Below are 24787 nucleotides of genomic sequence, written 5' to 3' on the forward strand. Positions count from 1 at the left end.
TAATGAGGATTCCTTTGGAATATTTAAATTTAAAAGTAAAAAAGAGAATATTGAATTAGAGGAAACTTTTCATTTTGCACCAAAATATAAAAAATTTATGCTTTAGACCACGTGTACAGAGGATATGCAGCAGAATTTATTATTAATTCTCACCGTGAAATGATTAATAGATAAAATTTTTTATTATTTTACTTGGGATGGACATTAAGGTTTTCATTAGTAAGTACATTAATATTTTTTTGTTTTTCTACAGGTTTTCTACTTAATAAGATCACTACAATTATGATACATATGGCCCCAATGATTTGGAAAAATAAGAAAGGAATATGCAAAATAACTACAGATGAAACGATTGAAGCAAGTGGTTCAGTACAGCCTAATAAAGTAGTTTCCTTAGGCGAAATGTATCTAATACTGTCTAAAAATAGATAGAAAGCAATTAATGTTCCAAAAATAACTACAAAGGCAATAAGGTATAGCGTATTTAGATCAATGTTCTCAATTGATTTTAAAAATATTATTTCTTTTTTAGAAAAATAATGAACTATTGTAACGCCTATTCCGCCAATAATCATACCCCAACCAACTAAAACTGCGGAAGACCATTTATCTAATAAAGTTTTAGAATAAAGAGTATAAAAAGCTAAAGATAATCCAGATAAAACTCCCCAAACAATTGCAGGGATTGATACAGTTAGGTTATTTATTGAACCATTGGTTAATAATAAGAAAGTACCCAAGGTTGCAAAAGTTATTGCTAAAACATCTATTTTAGTAGGTAAAGCTCTAAATTTGATAATCAGATAAAAAGTAATAAAAATTGGAGCTAAATATTGTAAAATTGTTGCGACTGCAGCATTCCCTTCACTAATAGATGCAAAATAAGTGTATTGTACCCCTAGCATACCAAAAATCCCAAAAATAATGAGTTTAGTAGCATCATATTTATTTTTCCAAATTGCAACAATCTCGAGTTTATTTTTACTAAAAAGTGAAATAAGTAACAATGTAACCCCAGAGATCAGTAAGCGGATTGTAACCAACCATTCTGTGGTAATACCATTATACTGGAATAGTTGTTGAGCGACGGTTCCCGATAGCCCCCATAAGCTAGCACCTATTACAACCATAATCATACCTTTAATACGATCCTTATTAACTTTATTCAAATAAAACACCTCCATTAAATTTCAGAAAAGAATTTCAAATATATATTGAATGCAATATATTACGTGCTTTAAAAATGATGACTTTAAAATAAAACTCACTAGATATATTTATTGGATTTTATCATAATGATAAATTTTTATATAAGTTAAATTTACTTATTAAATATAAAAGTACTCAAATGAGTATTTTTACCGAAATAATTCTTCTTCATCAACTGTGTGGAGGGTGATAGAAAAGCAGTAGGTGGTAGATGAATTTCGGTTTGGCATAGCCAAAATTTTTTGATGAACTAGTTATATGAAGTTCTTTGATAACTTGGTATAGGAGGATGCAGGAAGAAAATAGAGCGTAAAAACCAACCCATTCGGTTCCTGCATAAAATATCAACCGTACCAAAAGAGCGTCCAAACGTTGGAGATCTAGGGGAAGAACACCCCGAAGTAACGCTCAAGGAGACGAAAGGTTACTTTCGTCGTGGAACTGAGAAGCTCCACATCAAACTTTGCTGGGTGGTGAGTAGTTCACATAATTAATTATAAATTTTTAGAAGTTAATATATTTTGAACATCTTTCATTGGACGCAACCAGTTATTAGACATAGTATTTTCTAGTAATGATGAGTCACCAATTTCTAATGCTTTGATAATATTAGTGTGTTCATCTATAGATCGACTATCATGAATTACGTTTTGAAAGAAAATATACTCAAGACGCAGGGCATGAAGATGTAAGTTTTCTAAAAATGGTTCAATGTATTTATTCTTTGAAATTTCAACAATTAGGTTGTGGAATTTTAGATCTAGTGTTAATGCATTTCTAGTATCCATTTTCTCAATAGCTTGTTTAAATTCTTTATTTATTAACGTAAGTGCTTTAATATCAGATGTTTTAATATTATTAATAGCTTGTTTTCCCGCAAGGGTATGTATGCTTGCAATAGTTTCATAAATTAATGGTACATCTGCTACGTTGATTGGAGAAATTTTAGTTTTTTGTCCTGGAACCATTTCGACGAGTCCAGAAAGTTCTAGAACTTGAAGTGCTTCTCTTACGGGTGTTCTACTTACCCCTAAAGCTTGTGCTAGTTCAGTATCATTAATTTTCTCATTAGGTCTTAAAACACCTTCAATGATCCAATCTTGTAGTTGATTTAAAACAATAGTTTTTGCTGAAAATCTCGTTTGTTTATTATAGTTTTTAGGTATAGGCAGGATAATACACTTCCTTTCTTTTTATAATGTCTAAAATTTCGAACAAAACGGAAAAGTAAAAGGTATTAAAACTGTTTTTATTTAAGTTTTGTTTGTTGCCCATTAACCAGTGATAAGGTTCTTTTAATTGGTGGATTAAGTTGGGTTAATAATACAAAAACTCCAATTAGACAAAAAGCCCCTATTAATTCAGAAGCTGTATATGAAATATTAAAAAATAATACGGAAATTAAAATTGCTGTCAATGGTTCAATACAGGAATATAAGCAAATATCTTTAGGAGTAATATAATTTGTACCTTTTACATAAAAAATTGATGTAAGAATAGTTCCAAAAACAATAATAAATAGTAATAATAAAGTGTGGATTGAGAGAGTTTTAACAGTAGAAAGCAGGATAAACTCACTTGTCGAAAGCGTATTTAAAATTAATAATGCAATGCCTCCAATTACCATCCCCCATCCTAATACTATACGTAATGACCATCTTTTACATAGATCATCTAATTGATTTATGTAAAATGCAAACGACATGCCAGATAATATTCCCCAAAGTATAGATAGTATAGAAACATTTAGTTGGTAAATTGAGTTTTTTGTGAAGAAAAGATAAATTCCAATTATGAAAATTAAATATGAAAACAACTCTTTTTTATTAGGAGAATTAACATTTATCAGAATTAAGTATATACCTAAAAAGACCGGAGCTGAATAAAGTAGTAAAGTTGCAACGGCAACATTTCCCTCTTTAATTGATGAAAAATATGTATAGTGAGTGCCCAGTACACCAATTGTGCCAAACAGAATGATTTTATTAGCGTCTTGGACTGACTTCCAAATATTTAGTATATCAAGACGTCTATTGCCAAAGCACGAGATAAATAAAATTAGAATTCCAGATATCAATAATTTTACTGCAACAATTGATTCAACGGAGAGATTACTCTGGACAAAAATTTGTTGACCTAGAGCTCCAGAGGTACTTCCCAATAAAGCCCCTAGTACTATTAAACAAAAACCAGTTACTTTACAGTGTATATTTTTTTTCATTATATCCCTCCAAAAGAATTTATACAATATGCAATATATCACGTATTGTATAAATTCAGGTAATAAATATTGTTTTTTATTCTATTTATCAAGAAAAATGAAAGGGAATACAGATATAATGATGAAAAATTCGGAAAATTATTGTTTTTAATAATTCTTTAGCTTACAATAAAGTTAAATTTAAATTATGTTAGATGGTGATCGAATGGATAGAGAATATTCTATAGTTATAGAACATTCTCCTGCTTATGAACTTATTATCAGCTTGTACAACTATATAAATAATGACAAGATGAAGGAAGTTCATTTGAAAGGAAACTGGTTAGAAGAGACTAAATTACGGTTACCTGAAAGGTTTATCAATGAGTTACAAGATGAAAGATGGGAGGTATTACATCGGATAGTGTTATTAATTTCTCAATGTGAAAAAAAATCTTCCATTCCAGAATTTTTAAATTGGTTTGAAAATCTGTCAGCGGGAGAGATTTATGAAAGATTAGCTCCTTGGGTAGAATCTATATCTAATGACCTAAGTGTGATTAGGGATAGAAGTGTAGATATTTTATACAAATGGAACGAATATTATTTTAAAAGTATAGATCCTACCATTCAAATGCAATTAAAACAGGATGCAATTTCTTTGAATGAAAAATTAAGTGTTAGTAGACCGATAGATATTATAGAAACTGCTACTAATGGATTAAGAATTGAACAGCAGGATAACTTGAGAAAAGTTATTTTGGTACCACAATATCACTGTAGCCCTAGTACCATATTGGATTATTTTGATGGAATTGCTACATGCCTATATCCCATCAATAAAACTTTCTATGAAGATGGAACAAAAGAGTTAGTTAAGGTTATGCAATGTTTGGGAGATGAGACTAGATTAAATATTTTAATATTTTTATCTCGAGGTCCTCGTTCTTTAATTGAAATTCATAAACACATGAATTTAGCTAAGAGTACGGTGCATCACCACATTACAAAATTAAAACGTGAAGGAATTATAAGAAGTCATTTTATTGGAAGTTCTATTCCCGCATTTTATAGCTTGAGAAAAGAAGCTATTTCTAAAATTAATAATAAATTTATGGCAATTTTTGAGGGGGAAGAAAATTTTCATGAATAAATTTAAAGCTTATATACGAGAATATCATCCAATTGTGCACGTATTAGTATTTGGTACTGTCTTAATTTCTTTAACAAGTTCAATGAGTATGCCATTTTTAGCAATCCATCTAAGTAACTCTTCAGAGTTAAATTTTGCAACGATTGGATTCATTATTGGGATAGGCCCACTAGCGGGTACATTTTGTGGGCTTTTAGGGGGCGTATTATCAGATTTTATAGGTAGAAAAAAATTAATGATTTTTTCTTTAATTGGATTAAGTATTGCTTTTTTAGGATTTATTTCTACATTTAATCCGGTTTTATTAGTACTTTTTAGTATTATCAGGGGACTTTCAAATGCATTCTTTGGAACTATTTCAAAAGCTTTAATGGCTGATTTAACCCCAGATGACAAAAGGTACAGAATGTTTGCGAATCGTTATCTAGCATTTAATTTAGGATTATCAATTGGTCCAATGTTGGGAGCTTTCTTTGGAATTGGTGGTAGTACAATAGCATTTGTATTAACAGCAATTATTTATATTTTTTATGCAATAATACTATTTATTATGTTGAAAGTTACTAATTATAATGAGCAAAGGGATGTTTCTACGAATGATGAAAAAGTTAGTATGTCTCTTATATGGAATGCAGTACGTAGCGACGTTCCGTTAATGTTTTTTGTTATTGGTGGTATTTTATTAACAACAGTCCATGGTCAGATGTCAGTTACACTTTCGCAATATTTAAAAGAAAATATTTTAGATGGAATTAAATTATTTGCAATATTGATGAGTGTTAATGGGCTTACGGTGCTTATGATTCAGATACCACTAACCAGATGGGCAGAACGTTTTAGCTTATTTCAAAGAATTGCATTTGGCTGTATTTTGTTTGCTGTAGGAGAAGTGGGTTTTGCATTCTCAACATTGTGGGTTGCTTTCATAATTTCAATGTTTGTATTTACAGTAGGAGAGATATTAGTAATCCCGGCTGAGTATGCTCAAGTTGATGAAATTACGCCATCTGGATTAAGAGGGACATATTATGGTGCACAAAGTTTGGGAGAATTCGGGAATTTTGTAGGCCCATGGTTTGGTGGAATTCTTTTAGCAGTGTACGGTGGGACAACAATGTTCTTATTTATGGCTTTAATCTCACTTCTTGGTATTTATTTCTTTTACAGAGGAAAACAAATTTACAATAAAAAAGAAAAAAAAGATACACATTTAGGTCAGATAATGTAGAACTAATACCATAACCACATTGGTTATGGTATTTTATTTTGATAATTCTGAATAATATTTATAAAAGTTCTCTTTTATTGAAAGTATTGTCAAAAAATTGAACTTAAGATAGCATGAGAAATACCAAATGGAGAAGGGGGAAGTTTGAAATTCAGATTATTCATTATGATTAGTAATTTCAGTTTATTTTACAAAGAATACATAATTTTCCCTTTAGATTATTTATAAAGGTAGGTGCTTTATATACAATACAAGCCACAAAAAAATAATAGGGCAAAGATCGCTAGAGTTTATAAACCTTTTCCGAAAATTAAAAAAGTTATGAATTTAGGAAAGGTTATTTTTTATGGATCAATTAGAGCGTGTAATCAAAATGTTTATCGGAAATTACGAGAGCATTTCATTTCTTTGGAAAAGGAATATGTTATTTCAGGACTTAGTGAAGAAGTAATTATTTATAAGGATAATAGAGGGATTCCACACATTGAGGCCAGAAACTTTAATGATGTATATAAAGCACAAGGTTTTATAACTACTACAGATAGATTATGGCAAATGGATATGAGTAGACGTTTAGTAAATGGAAGATTATCTGAGATATTAGGTCCAGATTTAATAAACAATGATAAACTTTTTCGTTCATTTTCACTATTTAGATCTGCTCAAAAATCTATTAGTCTTTATTCAGAAGAAACCTTGGAATGGATGCAAAGTTATTGTGATGGAGTAAATACGTATATAGAACACGCAAAAAAACTGAATAGATTACCAGTAGAATTTACAATTTTAGATTACGAACCTGAACCTTGGTCAATTCTAGATATGTTAAGTATAGGGAGATTATTATCCTATAGTTTAAGTCATAATTTTACAAATGAAATTTTTCGATTTGAATTGCAAAAGAAAATTGATGATGAATTATTTGAGGAAATAAAACCAAATTATCCTTCGGATGGACCCATTACTATTTCTGATTATATGATGGGTGAGAATGTAAAGATAAAACAACAAACATCAGAAAAAACAATAAATAATATAGATTTCTTTTCTGATCATTTAGCAGAATTATTGAATTTATCAAGCGAAGTAACTAAGGGTTCAAATGGATGGGTTATATCTGGTAAGCATACAAAATCAGGAAAACCAATACTGGCCAATGACCCACATATTGAAATGCAAGCACCATCTACTTGGTATCAAACGCATTTAAAAGTGAACAATGAAACAGAAAATATGGATGTAATAGGTGTAACATTACCTGGTGTATGTGGGATCATACTTGGCCATAATGACAAAATAGCATGGGGAGTAACAAATAATCGTGCAGATGTCCAAGATTTGTTTATAGAAAAAAGAAATCCTAGTAATCCTAATCAATTTCAATATAAAGGGAAATGGGAAGAAGCTGAAGTTATAGAAGAAGTAATTAAAGTTAAGGGCCAAGCAGATGTTGCGTTTCCGGTTGTTGTTACACGCCATGGACCTATTATTTCAGATGTTATTGGTAATAACCAACAAATAAAGTTAAAGGAAAATCTAGCCTTACAATGGAATGCAAATTATCCTACATGTGATTTAGAAGCTCTATTAGATATTAATCGTTCGAAAAATTGGGAAGAATTTCGTAATTCTTTGCGTAAATATAGTACACCGGTTTTAAATTTTTTATTTGCTTCAGAAGATGGAACCATTGCCTATCGAGTAGGTGGTAAAATACCGATACGTAATAAAGGGAATGGTTTATTACCGGTACCAGGATGCGATGATGAATTTGAATGGAAAGGATTTATACCTTTTGAAGAATTACCGGAGGTAGTCAATCCTAAACAGGGGTTTATTGTTTCAGCAAACAATAAGGTTATAGGTGATCATTATCCATATATGATTGCAAGTTCATGGGATGCCCCATATCGTGCAAAAAGAATTAACCAGATGTTAAGAAAAAGTATAGCTGAAAATACACCTTTAGTAATTGAAGATGTAAAAATAATGCAAGATGATACGTTAAATTTACAAGCAGTACAGCTATTAAATATTCTTTTACCGGTATTGTATTCTGTTAAACATAACAAATTAGAAACGGAATGTATTAGGATCTTGCAAAAATGGGATTGTAAAGATACCTCATATAACGCAGCGCCATTAATTTATCATTTTTGGTGGTGGGAAATTTGTTGTACCCTTTTTAAAGAAAAAATGGGAACGTTTTTATTTGAGAAAATGGTTGATCGGATGAACATAACTGACGAGCTTATACGCAAGGCGGCGCAAGGAAATGATAGTACGTGGTTTAATAATGCTGGCGGGTTTGAGAAAGTGATTATAGAAAGCTTTAAAAAATCTATTATTACTATAATAGATTTACAGGGAAATAACCCTTATGAATGGAAGTGGGGAGAGTTCCATCATTTTATTACTAAGCACCCGTTTGGTAAGAAGAATAAATTTATAGGGAATTTAATAAATCCCCAGGGGAAAATTCCTATTGGAGGTAGCTATGTAACGGTAGCATTAGCATCTTATGATAGGAAAACTGGTCATATTCTTGATGGTGCACCATGGAGAATGGTTGTAGATTTGAAAGATTGTCTGGGAATGGATATTAATGCGCCGGGGCAATCTGGTAATTTTTTAAGTCATTGGTATGACGATCAATCTTTACTATATGTGAATCAACAATTAGAAATTCAAAAGTTTAAACCAGAACAATATAGGAATTCCAAAATGAAAGTAAAACTTAAACCAAGTAAATAGATGTGAAAGGTGGAGTAATTGTGGAATTATTTCAAAATACATTACTTTTAGAAATGACATCACTTGTAGAATTATTGCAATATCGTGCTAAAGAACAAGGTGATGTAACTGCATTTCAATTTTTAAGAGATGGTGAAGAGGATAAAATCTCATTAACTTATGGCGAATTAGATTTGAAAGCAAGAGCTATAGGAGCATGGTTACAGGATAGAGGAGCAAAAAATGAAAGAGTCTTATTACTATATCCACCTGGAATCGACTATCTAGCTGCCTTTTTTGGATGTTTATATGCAGGCGCTATTGCAGTACCAGCATATCCTCCATCTTCAAATAGGTTAATGCCACGTTTGAAAGTAATTTTAGAAGATGCAGAGGCAAAATATATATTGACACAGACAAAAGTTAGTGCACGTATGAGAAAATCTGAGTACTTTAATAATTGTGCAATAGAGTATTTGAATACAGATGAAGTTCCTGTAGGTTGCGAGGAATATTGGGTATTTCCAGAGGTAGATAGAAATACAATTGCGTTTCTACAATATACATCGGGTTCTACATCTACACCAAAAGGTGTAATGGTAACTCACGGCAATATACTGCACAATTCAAAATTAATTCAGCAGTCATTTAAGACCACTGAAGACGATATTGGGGTAATATGGTTGCCTCCATATCATGATATGGGATTAATTGGAGGATTGCTTCAGCCATTAGCTGTAGGGTTTCCAGTAATATTTATGTCACCAATTGATTTTATGCAGCGACCAATACGCTGGTTAGAAGCAATATCGAAGTATAAAGCTACTGTAAGTGGAGGGCCAAACTTTGCTTTTGAACTCTTAATTGAAAAGACAACACCGGAGCAAAGAGCTGAGTTGGATTTAAGTAATTGGAGACTAGCATTTAACGGTGCAGAACCTGTTCGTGCTGAAGTTATTGAAGAGTTTTCAAAAGTATTTAGTGTATCTGGTTTTCGAAAAGAAGCCTTTTATCCTTGCTATGGGTTAGCTGAAAATACATTATTGGTTTCTGGTGCAAAAAGTAAAAGCCAGCCTGTAATACATTCTTTTTCAATTGATGATATGAAAAATAATGTAGTTTCCATTTTAAGTAAAGATGGGAAGGTACGTAATCTTGTAAGCAGTGGGATTATAGCAGAAGAACAAGAGATTTGTATTGTTAATCCAGATACTGGTCAAGAATGTTCTAGTAATGAAATCGGTGAAATTTGGATTAAAGGCGAAAGTGCAGCAACAGGTTATTGGGGTCGAGAAGAACAAACAATTGATACATTCCAAGCTTTTCTGCCTAATAAAAAAGGACCATTCTTACGTTCTGGGGATTTAGGTTTTTTATATGATGGAGAGTTATATATTACAGGGCGTATAAAAGATTTAATTATTATTCGAGGCAGAAATTATTACCCACAAGATATCGAATTAATAGTAGAGAACAGTCATGAAAGTTTAAGGAAAAATGCAACCGCTGCGTTTTCTGTTATAGAAGAAGGTGAAGAACGGTTAATTGTGGCACAAGAAATTAGTCGCCAATACCGTAATGTTAATGTTCAAGAGGTTGCTAGTGCAATTAGACAAGCAGTAACTGCGGAGCACGGAATACAAGTACATTCAGTATTGCTTCTACAGTTTGGAAGTATACCTAAAACATCTAGTGGAAAGATCCAAAGACACGCTTGTCGTAACGGATATTTAAACGAAGAACTTAAATTAATTGGGGAAGATGTTGTACAAAAAACAAGTGGGTTAGATATAGAATTTGAAATTGAAGAAATTCTTTTTAATAGACAAGAGCTAGTAAAGTTAACTCAAGAAGAAAGGCAAATTAAATTAGAAAAATACTTACTTCAGAAAGTAGGTGTATCTTTAAAGATACCTGTTACTAATATTAGTGTAAATCAGTCACTAAATAGTTTAGGTTTAGATTCAATAACAGCAATACAATTACAGAGTCATATAGAGACAGATTTAGAAATTGTACTAGAACCAACTTTTTTATTAGAAGGTCCGAGTATATTACAAATAGCACAAGAGATGAATAATCAATTGTATAGAGAAAAATATTTGACTACTAAACTAGAAATTGATCAGATAAAAAGTGGAGAAATACCGATGTCTCGTGGACAACAAGGATTATGGTTTTTATATAAATTAGCTCCAAATAGTTCTGCTTATAATGTATCACGTGCTTTTAATATTGAAGGAAAGCTAGATATAACATCCCTACAGAAGAGTTTTCAAGAATTAGTTAATAGGCATTGTATATTAAGGTCATCTTTTTATGAATATGAGGGTGAATTGATTCAAAATATAGCAAAGCAAAAGGATGTATCTTTTCAATTAATGGATGTAAGTAATTGGAAAACAGAAAAGTTGAATGAGTTTTTGAATGTTGAATCTAGTCGTAATTTCACTTTAGAACAAGGTAATACTATGCGTGTATATGTTCTTAAACGTAATGAATCCCAATATGTAATGTTGTGGTCTTTCCATCATATCGTAATTGATTATTGGTCAATCGATGTTTTATTTAATGAGTTGAAGACATTATATACAAGAATAATAGTAGGGGATGTAAGTACATTAAGAACCAATGATTATGATTATAGCTCATATGTAAATTGGCAGAATGCAATGCTTAATAGTTCAGAAGGTGCAAGTAAATTGGAATATTGGGAAGAGGAACTATCGGGTGAGTTACCAATTTTAAACTTACCAATTGATTATAAACGTCCACCAGTACAATCGAATAGAGGAGCAAACTTAAGGTTACGTTTAAATAAATCCATACACAACAAGCTAAAAGAGATTTCTAAAAATAGAGGAGTAACATTATATAATACGTTACTTTCAGCATATGGTGTTTTAATGTATCGTTATACAAATCAAGATGATATTATCATTGGTTCTTATATGGCAGGGCGAGTGAAGAAAGAGTTTGCTAATTTAGTAGGATATTTAACTAATGCTGTTCCAATACGATTAAACCTAGCAGGGAATCCAACATTTAATGAAATGATTGAGCGAACAAATCATAAAGTAATTGGAGCTTATCGTAATCAGGATTATCCTTTTGAATCATTAATAAAAAACTTAAAAATTGATAGAGATTCAAGCAGACCACCGGTTTTTCAAACTGCTTTCGTAATGCAAAATGTGGGTGTTTATAATAAAACTCTCGCCCCTTTCACTGTAGGGTGTGAAACTACAAAGATTGATTTCGATAACGCTAGTTTAAGCCTATTTCCACTTGAGGATAATTCATCGTTATTTGATATCACTACAACAGTTGCAGAATCTGATGAGGGATTAATTATTAATTTCCAGTATAATACAGAGCTGTTTAAAGAGTTCACAGTAAAACGTATGATAAATCATTTTGAAATATTAATAGACAGTATAATAAAAAACCCAGATAATTCTATAAATTTAATACCTATTTTAACTGAGAAAGAGTTACTACAGTTAAATGATTGGAGTAAAAAAAGAGTAGAGTATTCTACACATTTATCAATACCGCAACTGTTCGAGAAGCAAGTTAACTTACATGGTAATGCTGTTGCTGTGAGATATATGAATCAAAGTTTAACTTATGAAGAGTTAAATAAACGTGCCAATCAATTAGCAAGATATTTAACAAATTTGGGAGTAGGTCCTGAAGTAATGGTTGGTATCGCCATGGAACGTTCCATAGATTTAATTGTGGGTATTCTAGGTGTTTTAAAAGCAGGCGGAGCATATATTCCACTTGATCCACATGCACCTGCTGGAAGAATCCAGTATATGTTAGAAGACTCAAATGTGCCAATTGTTCTTACACAAAAAAATTTAGTTAATAATGTACAAAATGACCTAACAAAAATTGTTTGTTTGGATACAAATTGGCAAGAGATTAGAGAGATGGAAGATACCAATCTAATTTCAGACATTACAGAAGATAACTTAGCTTATGTTATTTATACATCTGGCTCTACTGGTAACCCTAAAGGTGTTTTAATACCGCATAAGAACGTAGTTCGATTGTTTAAAGCAGCGGATAACCATTTTAATTTTAATGAAAAGGACATATGGACGATGTTCCATTCATATGCATTTGATTTTTCTGTATGGGAAATTTGGGGAGCTTTATTATATGGAGGAAAACTTATCGTTGTTCCATATTATGTGAGTCGTGATCCAGAGCAATTTTATGAATTGTTAATTAAAGAAAAAGTAACAGTTTTAAATCAGACACCATCAGCATTTCGTCAATTAATACACGTAGATGAAAAAGTAAATATGCCACATGAATTAAATTTACGATATGTAATATTTGGTGGAGAAGCATTAGAAATTCAGAGTCTAGGTGGATGGTTTGAGAGACATGGAGATGCAAAACCTCAATTAATAAATATGTATGGAATCACAGAGACAACAGTTCATGTCACATATCGAGCTTTATCAAAGGCTGATTTAGATAGTCAAGCAAGTGTAATTGGTACAGCGATTCCCGATCTTCAGGTATATATATTAAATCAAGATTTGCAGCATGTACCTATTGGAGTAATTGGAGAAATGTATATAGGTGGAGCAGGAGTTGCAAGAGGATATTTAAATAAACAAGAGTTAACTGAAGAACGTTTTGTGAAAATTCCATCTTTAGAGCAAGCAGGGCTAGTATACAAATCAGGTGATTTAGCACGTTATTTACCAAATGGAGATATTGAGTACTTAGGGCGTATTGATGATCAAGTAAAAATTCGTGGATTTAGGATTGAACTAGGTGAGATTGAGGCTATTCTGAATCAATACTCGAAAGTTCGTGAAGGTATAGTGTTAGTTCGTGAAGATGTTCCTGGTGATAAAAAACTAATAGCTTACATTGTTGGAGATAATTTGATGCCTACTGCAATTGGCGAGCTAAGAAATTATATGTCAGGACAGCTACCAGATTATATGGTACCAAGTGCTTTTGTATTATTGGATAAATTCCCATTAACAATTAACGGAAAAGTAGACAAAAAGGCATTACCTGCTCCAGACATGTTTGCGGTTGAAAGAGCGAAATATATTGAACCTGAAACACAAATAGAGAAAATTTTAGCTGATACTTGGGAAGAAGTATTGGGTATACAAGAGATAGGAATAGATGATAATTTCTTTTTAATTGGTGGTGACTCTATTAGAAGTATTAAAATATGTTCGCTTGCAAAAGAAAGAGGGCTAAATATTTCTTTAGAACAAATTTTTAAATATCAAACAATTAGAGATTTATCTAAAGTAGTAGATATGCAGAACAGCATAGAAGATAAGGACGTAACAGTCCCACCGTTTTCGTTAATCTCAGAAGAAGATAGAAGGATAATTCCTAATGGAATTGAGGATGCATATCCTATCCCAGCAATACAAATGACAATTTATTATCACAGTGAAGTTAATGAAGTGTATAGATCTTATCTAGAAACGTATCGTTTACGTGCTGATTTTAATGAAGATATTTTTAACGAAGCAATTAATCGATTAGTAAAAAGACATGAAATTTTTAGAACTTCATTTGATATTTCTAGTTATAGTAAACCACTACAATTAGTTCATGAGAATACAGAATTAAAATTAAATGTCCAAGACCTTCGTCATATGAATGGAGAAGAACAAGAAAAGTATTTAAAAGATTTTGTGAGTAAAGAGGAGCACACAAAATTTGATTGGTCTAAACCAGGATTATTCCGTTTTCATGTTCACTTATTATCTGATGAAATCTTCCAATTTACAATGTGTGAGCCTATACTGGATGGTTGGAGTGTTGCATCGACGGTTACAGAACTGTTAACCAATTATAGGGATTTGACAGAAAACCCTAACACATTAGAATCTAAAAAATTAAATGCTAAATTCAATCGCTATGTACAATTAGAACAACAGACAAAAGAATCGAAAGAAGCCAATGAATTCTGGGAGAGCAAACTACAGGATGTATCGACTATGCAGGTACCACGTTGGTTAAAAACGTCTGCTTCGAAAGTAACTGAAAACAATAGGTTGATGCTTCCAATTTCGCAGCAAGTTTCTGAAGGACTAATACGCCTTTCTAGAAAAGTATCGGTACCTCTTAAAGATGTAGTATTAGCAGCACATTTAAAAGTGGTTAGCTTACTTACTGGTCAAACTGATGTTGTTACAGGGGTAGTAGCCGGTGGAAGGCCAGAGGAACCAGATGCAGAAAAAGTACTTGGTTCGATGATAAATACGATGCCGTTTCGTTTAGATATTGGTAACTGTTCTTGGGAAGAGTTGGTTTGTAAAACTTTTGACGCAGAGAGGGAAGCTCATCCGTATCGTCGCTATCCATTAGTAGATTTACAAAGAAAGTATAGTGGCGGAAAACGTATGTTTGAAACTATTTTTAACTATACTCATTTCCATGCTTATCAAGATATCGGAAAAAAAGCTGGTATTGAAATATTGAATGGAGAGCATCGTGAATCAGCTTATGTACCACTTACAGTACAATTTTCTATTGATCCTCAAACATCTCAGTTGATGTGTGTATTAGACTATTATCCAGAAGATATAAATGAGGAACAAATTAATTATATATCAGGTTATTATGTAAAAACTTTAGAATTAATAGCTCAAGGCTCCTCAGTTAATCATCATGAAAATTGTTTATTATCAAATGAAGAAATCGACCAAGTAACTTTAAAAAATGATGATGAGGTAGACTTTAGCGTTGATGAGTGCTTCCATATCCTTTTTGATAAGCAAGTGAAGAAAACACCAGATAATAAAGCAATAGTATTTCAAAATCAGGTAATTACTTATCAAGAGCTTCAAAAACGTTCTAATTGCTTGGCTAATTATTTGAAGTCCATTGATGTTAAACCAGGTATGTTTGTTGGTTACTTTGGAGAAAGAAATATAGATTGGGCTATAACAGTGATTGGTATTTTTAAAGCTGGTGCAGTTTATATACCTCTAGACCCTAAATATCCTGAAAGTCGTATTGAGTATTTGATTGAACATTCAGGTATGGATGTATTACTAACATATGAAAAATTTACCGATAGAATACCAAAAGATAAATTAAAAATAGTTTCCTTAGATAGTAGTAGGGAGCAAATTGAAAGTCAAAATGTATTATATCAACATAATGAAGTAACTTTAAATGATTTAGCGTATATCATTTATACCTCAGGTTCTACAGGACTTCCTAAAGGTGTAATGGTGGAGCATAAAGGTATGATTAATCATTTATTTGCAAAAATAGATGTAATTGATATTAAAGAATCAGATATAGTAGCACAAAATGCTACTCAATGTTTTGATGTATCAGTTTGGCAATTACTATCCGCATTATTAGTTGGCGGACAGACATATATATTACCTGATGAAGCTGAACTTGATCCAGAAGTGCAACTGAATGAAATGGAAAAAGCGAATTTAACAGTATTTGAAACTGTACCTACGGTACTTCAATCAACCTTAGAAAGAATTTCTTTAAATGAAGAAAAAAGACCGAGCTTTAGTTCCTTACGATGGGTAGTGTTAAATGGGGAAACTTTACCACCTGAACTTTGCCGTCAATGGTTTAAGTATTATCCGGATATTCCGATGATTAATGCTTGTGGAGCAACGGAGAGTTCAGATGATGTTAATCATCATTATATTTTAGAGCCGCCAGCTTTAGAAGAAAACTTTATATCAATAGGAAAGGTAATTCCGAATTGTACGGTATATATTTTAGATCAATTTATGAATCCAGTACCTATAGGGGTACCTGGGGAATTATGTTATGGTGGTGTTTGTGTAGGACGTGGTTATCTTAATGATAAAGAAAAAACTGAAAAAGCTTTTAGGAAAAACCCGTTTACTAATGATAAAAATGAACGTCTATATAAGACTGGAGATTTAGTTCGTTTACGTAATGATGGTGCAGTTGAATTTTTAGGGCGCATAGATTATCAAGTGAAAATTCGTGGTTTCCGAATTGAGCTAGGCGAAGTAGAGGCAATATTAAGTAAACACCCAGATATTATACAAGTCGTTACTTTAGCGCATACGGATTCTTCAGGGAATAAAAGATTAATAGCTTATTTAACACTTGAAAAGAATTCAAATTTAACAACAAAAGAATTACGTAATTATATGAAGGAACAAGTTCCAGCTCATATGATTCCTTCTTTCTTTGTCTTTTTAGATGAATTCCCAATTACTTCAACTGGAAAGTTAGATAGAAAAAATCTACCTGATCCTATGTTTAATCTTAATGAGGATAATTTTGTTGAACCTAAAACAGATTTAGAGAAAAAAATTGCAAAGATTTGGGGAAATGTACTTGGATATCAATCGGTTAGTATGAGAGATGACTTTTTTGAAAATGGGGGAGAATCTTTAATTGCAACAAGATTGATTTCTTTAATTAGAAAAGAATTTCAAATAGATATGTCGTTACGTACTCTTTTTGAGGTAACAACTGTAGAAGGATTAGTTTTAGCTGTTAAATCTGAATTAGATTTAAAACAGAATCAGGAAATTCAAGATTTAATTAGTGATCTTCAAGGACTATCTGAAGAGGAAATAAATTTAATTTTAAAAGATGGTCAATAATAAGTTGTAAATAATGAGGTAGGTGGGAATATTAAAAGTCTATTCCCACCACCAATTTATGATATTAGGAGGATCAGAAAAAATGAGTAAAGAAAAGCTTATGGCTAGGTTAGCTAAATTATCTCCTGAACAAAGAATATTTTTAGAGAAACAATTGAATAAAAATGAATCAAGTATAATTCCTTCTCGAAAAACTAATGAACCTACAATTTTATCATTTGCACAACAAAGAATGTGGTTTCTTGAACAATTAGAGCCTGGGTCTTCTATATACAATATGCCGTTTTTAGTGAAAATAAAGGGAGAATTTAATATTAGTGTCTTTAAACGTTGTTTAAATGAAATTATATGCAGGCATGAAATTCTTCGTACTACATTTTTATCGTTAGATGGAGATTTACGTCAAAAAATACATCCATTTATGGAAATAGATTTTGAAGTTCATAATTTGTGTTCCTATTCCAAGGACACTGCTGAAGATATATGTTCGTCACAAATGAAAAGGAAAGCAATCGAACCTTTTAATTTGGAAATGGGTCCGTTACTACATACAAGTATTTGGCAGATAACAGAAGATGAATTTTTGGTTTTAGTAAATATGCATCATATTATTGGGGATGGTTGGTCAATGGCTATATTAATTGAGGAACTATCTATTTTATATAATAATTTTTTGAAAGCGGATGTTGCTAATTTATCACCTTTGAAGATACAATATGCGGATTTCTCAATTTGGCAAAAGAATTGGTTAACAGGTTCTAAATTTCAAACACAATTAGACTATTGGAAGAAACAATTTAAAGATGTCTTACCAGTACTAGATTTACCCACTGATTTTTCCAGACCAAGTAAATTATCATACAAGGGTAGTAATGAACTTGTTAAAATTTCATATGAAACTGTGCAGAGATTAAAAGAATTAGGTAAAAGTGAAGGTTGTACATTATATATGACTTTGCTTGCAGCATATTATACCCTTCTTCTAAAGTATACCAATCAGGAAGATATTATCATAGGATCACCAATTGCAAATAGGAATCATAGAGAGATAGAGCCTCTCATTGGATTTTTTGTAAATACATTAGCTTTACGTATTAATTCAAAAAGAGATGTAGCTTTTCGTGAACTGATTAATAAAGTAAAAGAAATATGCTTAGGAGCATATTCAAATCAAGATATACCTTTTGAAGCAATTGTGGGTGAATTAAATTCAGAACGAACAGCAAATAATTCAGTTTTGTTTCAAACGATGTTTTCACTAGAACAGAATATTAAAAAATCTCTCAATCTTGCAAATGTAAATATGGATTTTGAAAGATTCGAAACCGATACAGCAAAATTCGATTTAAGTTTAATAATTAATGAACATGATGATGAACTTATTTGCACGTTTAACTATAGTACAGATTTATTTATGAAAAGCAGTATACAACAGATGGCAAAACATTTTGTAACTATATTAAAAGATATTATAGAAAATCCGAATGTTCAATTAAGTGAAATTTCATTATTAGATGATGAAGAAAAAAGAAAGATTTTAAATGGGTGGAATAACAATAAAGAAAATTTAAGTAGTATGTGTATACAAGAAAAATTTGAATTACAAGTAACAAAAACCCCTGATGCTATAGCTTTAATCTGTGAAAATGATTCATTAACTTATCGTGAATTAAATAATAGAGCAAATCAAGTTGCGCATTACTTGCGGAGAAATGGGGTCAGTTCGGGAAGATATGTTGGAATTTGCTTAGAGCGTTGTTCGGATTTAATGATTTCAATATTGGGAATACTTAAAGCTGGGGGAGCTTATATCCCGTTAGATCCTTCTTATCCAATGGAAAGGCTGTCTTACATATTAGAAGAATCTCAACTTGATATATTACTTACTCAGAAAAGTTTTATGTCTAGGTTTAATGAATTTAGAGTTGATAATGTAGTGCAAATGGATGGAAATCAAGAGATTAATGAGGAAGATACTATAAATCTTGACCATTTTGTAGATTTAGATGATTTAGCGTATATGATTTATACTTCCGGTTCTACCGGAAAGCCAAAAGGAGTCATGGTTCCACATCGAGGATTAACAAATTATTTAAATTGGTGCACTCAAAATTATTATAAAGGGAATGGTGGACAAGGTTCATTAGTTCTGTCATCAATATCTTTTGACTTAACAATTACAGGAATGCTTTCTCCATTATGTATAGGAGAAACAGTAGTTTTATTTCCTGAGGGATTAGATTTAGAAGAATTAGGAAGATGGGTTCAGAAAAGAAAATATAGTGTTATAAAGCTAACACCAGCCCATTTAGAGTTATTATCTCATCAAGTTTCTGAAGAAGATGCTGCTTTTTGTACAGATACTTTTGTAGTAGGAGGGGAGCCTCTACTCGCAAAACATGTTGATTTTTGGGTAAAGCATGCTCCAAATACAGTCATAATAAATGAATATGGACCGACTGAAGCAGTAGTTGGATGTACTAATTATATAGTAAAACCAGGAGAGAATTATAGTAAATCCATACCTATAGGAAAGCCTATTTTTAATACTGAAATGTATGTATTAGATACCTCTTTACAACCCGTACCTATTGGTGTTCATGGAGAACTATATATTGGAGGAGTGGGATTAGCAAAAGGGTATTATAAACGACCAGAATTAACTGCGGAAAGATTTATTAATTCTCCATTCGATAGTAATGAGGAACAGAAATTGTATAAAACTGGAGATATAGTGCGTTATTTACCAAATGGAAATCTTGAGTATATTGATCGCATAGATCAACAAGTTAAATTGAGAGGATTTAGAATTGAATTAGGAGAAATTGAAAGTATTTTAAGTAATCATGATGCAATTTCAAGTGTAGTTGTTAATGTTTATGAGGAAAATGAGAATAAAAAATTAATAGCATATGTTGTACCAAAATATAAACACATGATGCAATGGGATTTTCTTTATGAATATATGAAAAAACATGTACCAGATTATATGATACCAGCAAAGTTTGTAGTATTAGAAGAACTTCCATTAACTCCAAATGGGAAAATTGATAGAAGACGGTTACCAAAACCAATATTTAGTGGGGATGATCAGAAATTTGTAGAACCAATAACTGATTTGGAGAAAGAAATTGCAATGATTTGGGGCGAAGTATTGGGATATAAGAAGGTAAGCATGAAAGATAATTTCTTTAAAAGTGGTGGGGAATCTTTACTAGCAACAAAATTTATTTCGCTAGTAAGAAACAAATTGAAAATAGAATTACCATTAAAGATAATATTTGAAGTTACTACCTTAGAGGAGTTTGTTTTGATTGTGAAACAAGAACTAGAGCTGGAGCAAGATAAAGAGTTGATCGATTTACTAAAAGATTTAGAGGATACAGATGAAATGATGTCAGATAAAGCATTATCAATATTAATAAATCATCAAGAGTAGATAATTTATTAATTTCAGAAGAGTGTTATATTACGAAATATACTTTTTAATAATGGAGGTGCGTTTATGGAAAGAAAGGAAGATTTATTTGCAAAATTAGAATCATTATCCCCAGAGAAGAAAAAATTTTTAATGGATCGATTAAAACGGAATAGTTCTAAAAATATTATGAAAAAGAGGAGGGAAAGTGACCTTCCTGTTCTATCTTTTGCTCAGCAAAGACTTTGGTTTTTTGATCAATTACAACCCGGTTCTTCAACGTATAATATGCCGTTTCTTCTGAAGATAGAAGGAGACTTTGATATTAATGTTTTTGAAAAAAGTTTAAATGAAATTATACAAAGACATGAAATTTTACGCACTACTTTTTTATTAATGGACGAGCAGCCAATCCAAATTGTAAATCCGAATTTATCAATAAAAGTTAAATATGTTGATCTTCGGGCGTATTCTAAAGAGGAAAGACAAAAAATTTCTGATGAACAGATAAAAAAGGTTGCAAAAAAACCTTTTAATCTTGAGATAGGTCCCCTTGTACGTGCAAATATTTGGCAAGTAGAAGAAAAAGAATATTGGATGTTGCTAAATATGCATCATATTGTTGGAGATGGATGGTCTGTTGGAATTTTAATTCAAGAAATTTCGAAAGTTTATAATGCATTTATAAAAGGAAACAATTCCCCTTTATTACCATTAACAATGCAATATGCTGATTTTTCTATTTGGCAAAAGGGATGGTTAAAAGGTTCCAAGCAACAAGAACAATTGAATTATTGGAAAAAACAATTGAGTGGCAATCTACCTGTGCTAGATTTACCAAGAGATTTTTCAAGACCTAATAAAGCAACATATAATGGAGACGAAGAATATATCACAATTCCTAAAGGGTTAGTAGAGAAATTAAGAACCTTATCCCAACAGGAGGGTGGTACATTGTATATGCTGTTATTAGCGGCGTATAATATTTTGTTATATAAATATAGTAAACAAGAAGATATTATTGTGGGTACACCAATTGCAAATCGAAATCATTTAGAAATTGAACCATTAATAGGTTTTTTTGTAAATACGTTAGCATTGCGTACTAGAGTGAGAAAAGATATGTGTTTTAGGGAACTATTACAAGAAGTAAAACAAACATGCCTAGGAGCATATTCGAATCAAGATATCCCATTTGAAAATATTGTTGCAGAAATTGTACCAGAACGTCAGAGTAATAGCTCTGTACTTTTTCAAACTGTTTTTGCTTTAGAGAAACAAACACAAAATATAATTGAAATGTCAGGTGTAAAAATTAGGCCTGAGAAATTAAATATTAATGTTGCAAAGTTTGATTTGACCTTATCTATGATTGAGGAGGAAGATAAGGTATCTGGAACTTTTAACTACAACACTAGTTTATTTAGAAAAAGTACCATTCAACGTATTTCTAAACATTATCTGTCTATATTAGAACAGGTAATTGAAAATCCCAACATAAAATTAAACCAATTATCATTAATAAACAAAGAAGAATTGAATCAAATAATTAAAAGAAAACATAATGTAATAAATAATTTACAGATAGATACCACTCTACCTGAACTATTTGAAGAACAGGTCAAAAAAGTACCGAACAATATAGCAGTACAATACGGGGATGCTTCATTAACTTATGATGAATTAAATAAAAAATCTAATCAGTTAGCTCATTATTTAAAAGGTCAAGGGGTAGGTCCAGAAGTTATGGTAGGTATTTCCATGGAACGTTCTTTAGATCTAATTATAGGAATTTTTGGGGTTTTAAAGGCAGGTGGAGCATATGTACCAATTGATCCAAATGCTCCATCAGCAAGAATTCATTATATGTTAGAAGACTCTATGGTACCAATTGTTCTTTCCCATCAGGGCTTATCTAATAGAATTCATAAAGATAAAGTGAAGGTTATTTGTTTAGATACGGATTGGAATGAAATTGAAAAAATGAGGACTTCGGATTTAATAGGGGAAGTTCAAGTGCATAATCTAGCTTATGTAATTTATACTTCAGGATCTACTGGAAAACCAAAAGGAGTCATGGTTCCACATCGAGGATTAACAAATTATTTAAATTGGTGCACTCAAAATTATTATAAAGGGAATGGTGGACAAGGTTCATTAGTTCTGTCATCAATATCTTTTGACTTAACAATTACAGGGATGCTTTCTCCATTATGTATAGGAGAAACAGTAGTTTTATTTCCTGAGGGATTAGATTTAGAAGAATTAGGAAGATGGGTTCAGAAAAGAAAATATAGTGTTATAAAGCTAACACCAGCCCATTTAGAGTTATTATCTCATCAAGTTTCTGAAGAAGATGCTGCTTTTTGTACAGATACTTTTGTAGTAGGAGGGGAGCCTCTACTCGCAAAACATGTTGATTTTTGGGTAAAGCATGCTCCAAATACAGTCATAATAAATGAATATGGACCAACTGAAGCAGTAGTTGGATGTACTAATTATATAGTAAAACCAGGAGAGAATTATAGTAAATCCATACCTATAGGAAAGCCTATTTTCAATACTGAAATGTATGTATTAGATACCTCTTTACAACCCGTACCTATTGGTGTTCATGGAGAACTATATATTGGAGGAGTGGGATTAGCAAAAGGGTATTATAAACGACCGGAATTAACTGCGGAAAGATTTATTAATTCTCCATTCGATAGTAATGAGGAACAGAAATTGTATAAAACTGGAGATGTAGTGCGTTATTTACCAAATGGAAATCTTGAGTATATTGACCGCATAGATCAACAAGTTAAATTGAGAGGATTTAGAATTGAATTAGGAGAGATTGAAACTATACTTAATCAATATTCTAAAATACGTGAGGGTATTGTTTTAGTTCGAGAAGACATTCCAGGTGAAAAAAGATTAGTTGGGTACATTATTGGAGATGACCTTACAGCTGATGAGGTTGAGAAACTTAGCAATTATATGTCAGAGCAGTTGCCGGATTACATGGTACCGAGTGCTTTTGTGTTGTTAGAAAAAATACCTTTAACAATTAATGGAAAAGTAGACAAGGAGGCATTGCCTGCTCCAGATATGTCCTTAATTAAACGAACAGAATATATCGAACCCAAAACAGATATTGAAAAAAAATTAGTTGAAATCTGGGAAGAGCTACTAGGTTATTCTGGAATTTCTATATATGACAATTTTTTCGGAATTGGTGGGCACTCTCTATTGGCTGTTCAATTAATGTCAAAAATTAAAAATACTTTTAATGTAAAAATTCCGTTAACTGTTATTTTTCAAAGTGGAACAATTGCTGCATTAGCGAAACAAATAGATAGAAATAAAATTTATAAAGTTAATAATTCAATAGTACCTCTTCAACCAAAGGGGAATAAGAGACCTATTTTCTTTGTTCATCCTATTGGTGGACATATTATAAGTTATTTTGAATTAGCTAAATATTTAGGGGTTAAGCGTCCTTTTTACGCTTTTCAGTCGCTAGGATTAGAGAGTGAAGAAACAATATTAACAAATATAAAAGAAATGGCTAATTTTTATATTAAGGAAATGCAGAATGTTCAGGAAGAGGGTCCTTATATTATTGGTGGATGGTCTTTTGGTGGGGTTGTAGCTTTTGAAATGGCGAGAAAATTAGTTGAGAAAGGAATAAAGGTTGAAGCCATTATATTGCTAGATACATGGGCACCAGATATATATAATGATTCATCAGAATGGGATGACTTAGCCGTATTTATGAATGATTTAATGAAGCAATATAACCTAGAAGTATCCGAAGAATTAATATTAGGATACAAAAATTTAAGTATGCAAGATGAACGTATTCGCTATGTAATAAGTTATTTGAAAAATCATTCAAAGTTTAAGCAAGATATACAAGTTGAAGATCTAGAAAAGATGATTCAGGTATTTCAAACAAATCTTAATGCTTATCGGAGTTATCAACCGGAAAAATTGGATCAAGATATATTACTTTTTACTGCAAATCATCCACATAAAGAAAATAATCATGCAGAAGATGATACCTTATTTTGGGGGAAATATGTGCAAAAAGAATTAAAAGTTATAGAACTAAACGCAACTCATTATAGTATGATGCAGTCTGCGCATGCTGAAGATATTGCATATCATATTGATATATTCTTAGAAGAGATAAGTAAAAAATTATACAATTCTAGTTCTAATTTAAATTAATTTT

9 protein-coding genes are annotated in these 24787 nt (G+C 31.5%); 6 read left to right on the top strand and 3 right to left on the bottom strand.

Annotated elements, in window-relative coordinates:
- Positions 1-188: 188 nt before the first annotated feature.
- The 3 genes from MR167_RS07895 to MR167_RS07905 all read right to left on the bottom strand — a co-directional run bounded on the left by MR167_RS07895 (position 189) and on the right by MR167_RS07905 (position 3430).
- The gene (locus MR167_RS07895) at positions 189-1184 is read right to left on the bottom strand and encodes a DMT family transporter (RefSeq protein ID WP_078994923.1); all 996 of its coding nucleotides are present in this window, start codon (positions 1182-1184) and stop codon (positions 189-191) included.
- Between the two features lie 519 nt (positions 1185-1703).
- Positions 1704-2381, bottom strand: coding sequence for a GntR family transcriptional regulator (locus MR167_RS07900; RefSeq protein ID WP_043316473.1), 678 nt, complete (start codon positions 2379-2381; stop codon positions 1704-1706).
- A gap of 77 nt (positions 2382-2458) precedes the next feature.
- A complete protein-coding gene (locus MR167_RS07905; RefSeq protein WP_063549485.1) occupies positions 2459-3430 on the bottom strand; it encodes a DMT family transporter in 972 nt (323 codons plus the stop codon).
- A 205-nt stretch (positions 3431-3635) separates the two neighbouring features.
- On the opposite strand from MR167_RS07905, the gene MR167_RS07910 reads away from it, so the two are divergent.
- The 6 genes from MR167_RS07910 to MR167_RS07935 all read left to right on the top strand — a co-directional run bounded on the left by MR167_RS07910 (position 3636) and on the right by MR167_RS07935 (position 24783).
- Positions 3636-4562: an ArsR/SmtB family transcription factor gene (locus MR167_RS07910; protein WP_241846100.1), complete on the top strand. Its 927-nt coding sequence runs from the start codon at positions 3636-3638 to the stop codon at positions 4560-4562.
- Complete coding sequence (locus MR167_RS07915; protein WP_098236863.1) at positions 4555-5790, top strand: MDR family MFS transporter; 1236 nt, start codon at positions 4555-4557, stop codon at positions 5788-5790. The genes MR167_RS07910 and MR167_RS07915 overlap by 8 nt, the downstream gene beginning before the upstream one ends.
- Before the next feature lie 234 nt (positions 5791-6024).
- Complete coding sequence (locus MR167_RS07920) at positions 6025-8544, top strand: penicillin acylase family protein (RefSeq protein WP_242314319.1); 2520 nt, start codon at positions 6025-6027, stop codon at positions 8542-8544.
- A 20-nt stretch (positions 8545-8564) separates the two neighbouring features.
- Positions 8565-17147: a non-ribosomal peptide synthetase gene (locus MR167_RS07925; RefSeq protein ID WP_242314321.1), complete on the top strand. Its 8583-nt coding sequence runs from the start codon at positions 8565-8567 to the stop codon at positions 17145-17147.
- An 82-nt stretch (positions 17148-17229) separates the two neighbouring features.
- A complete protein-coding gene (locus MR167_RS07930; protein WP_242314323.1) occupies positions 17230-20586 on the top strand; it encodes a non-ribosomal peptide synthetase in 3357 nt (1118 codons plus the stop codon).
- Between the two features lie 66 nt (positions 20587-20652).
- Positions 20653-24783, top strand: coding sequence for a non-ribosomal peptide synthetase (locus MR167_RS07935; protein ID WP_242314325.1), 4131 nt, complete (start codon positions 20653-20655; stop codon positions 24781-24783).
- Positions 24784-24787 lie beyond the last annotated feature (4 nt).

Source organism: Bacillus cereus group sp. BfR-BA-01355 (genome assembly GCF_022663675.1).
Classification (GTDB): domain Bacteria; phylum Bacillota; class Bacilli; order Bacillales; family Bacillaceae_G; genus Bacillus_A; species Bacillus_A thuringiensis_S.

Excerpts from the sequence above, each read along its gene's own strand:
- MR167_RS07905 (WP_063549485.1), bottom strand. The coding sequence starts at position 3,430 with ATGAAAAAAAATATACACTGTAAAGTAACTGGTTTTTGTTTAATAGTA.
- MR167_RS07910 (WP_241846100.1), top strand. The coding sequence starts at position 3,636 with ATGGATAGAGAATATTCTATAGTTATAGAACATTCTCCTGCTTATGAA.
- MR167_RS07935 (WP_242314325.1), top strand. The coding sequence starts at position 20,653 with ATGGAAAGAAAGGAAGATTTATTTGCAAAATTAGAATCATTATCCCCA.
- MR167_RS07895 (WP_078994923.1), bottom strand. The coding sequence starts at position 1,184 with ATGGAGGTGTTTTATTTGAATAAAGTTAATAAGGATCGTATTAAAGGT.
- MR167_RS07915 (WP_098236863.1), top strand. The coding sequence starts at position 4,555 with ATGAATAAATTTAAAGCTTATATACGAGAATATCATCCAATTGTGCAC.
- MR167_RS07930 (WP_242314323.1), top strand. The coding sequence starts at position 17,230 with ATGAGTAAAGAAAAGCTTATGGCTAGGTTAGCTAAATTATCTCCTGAA.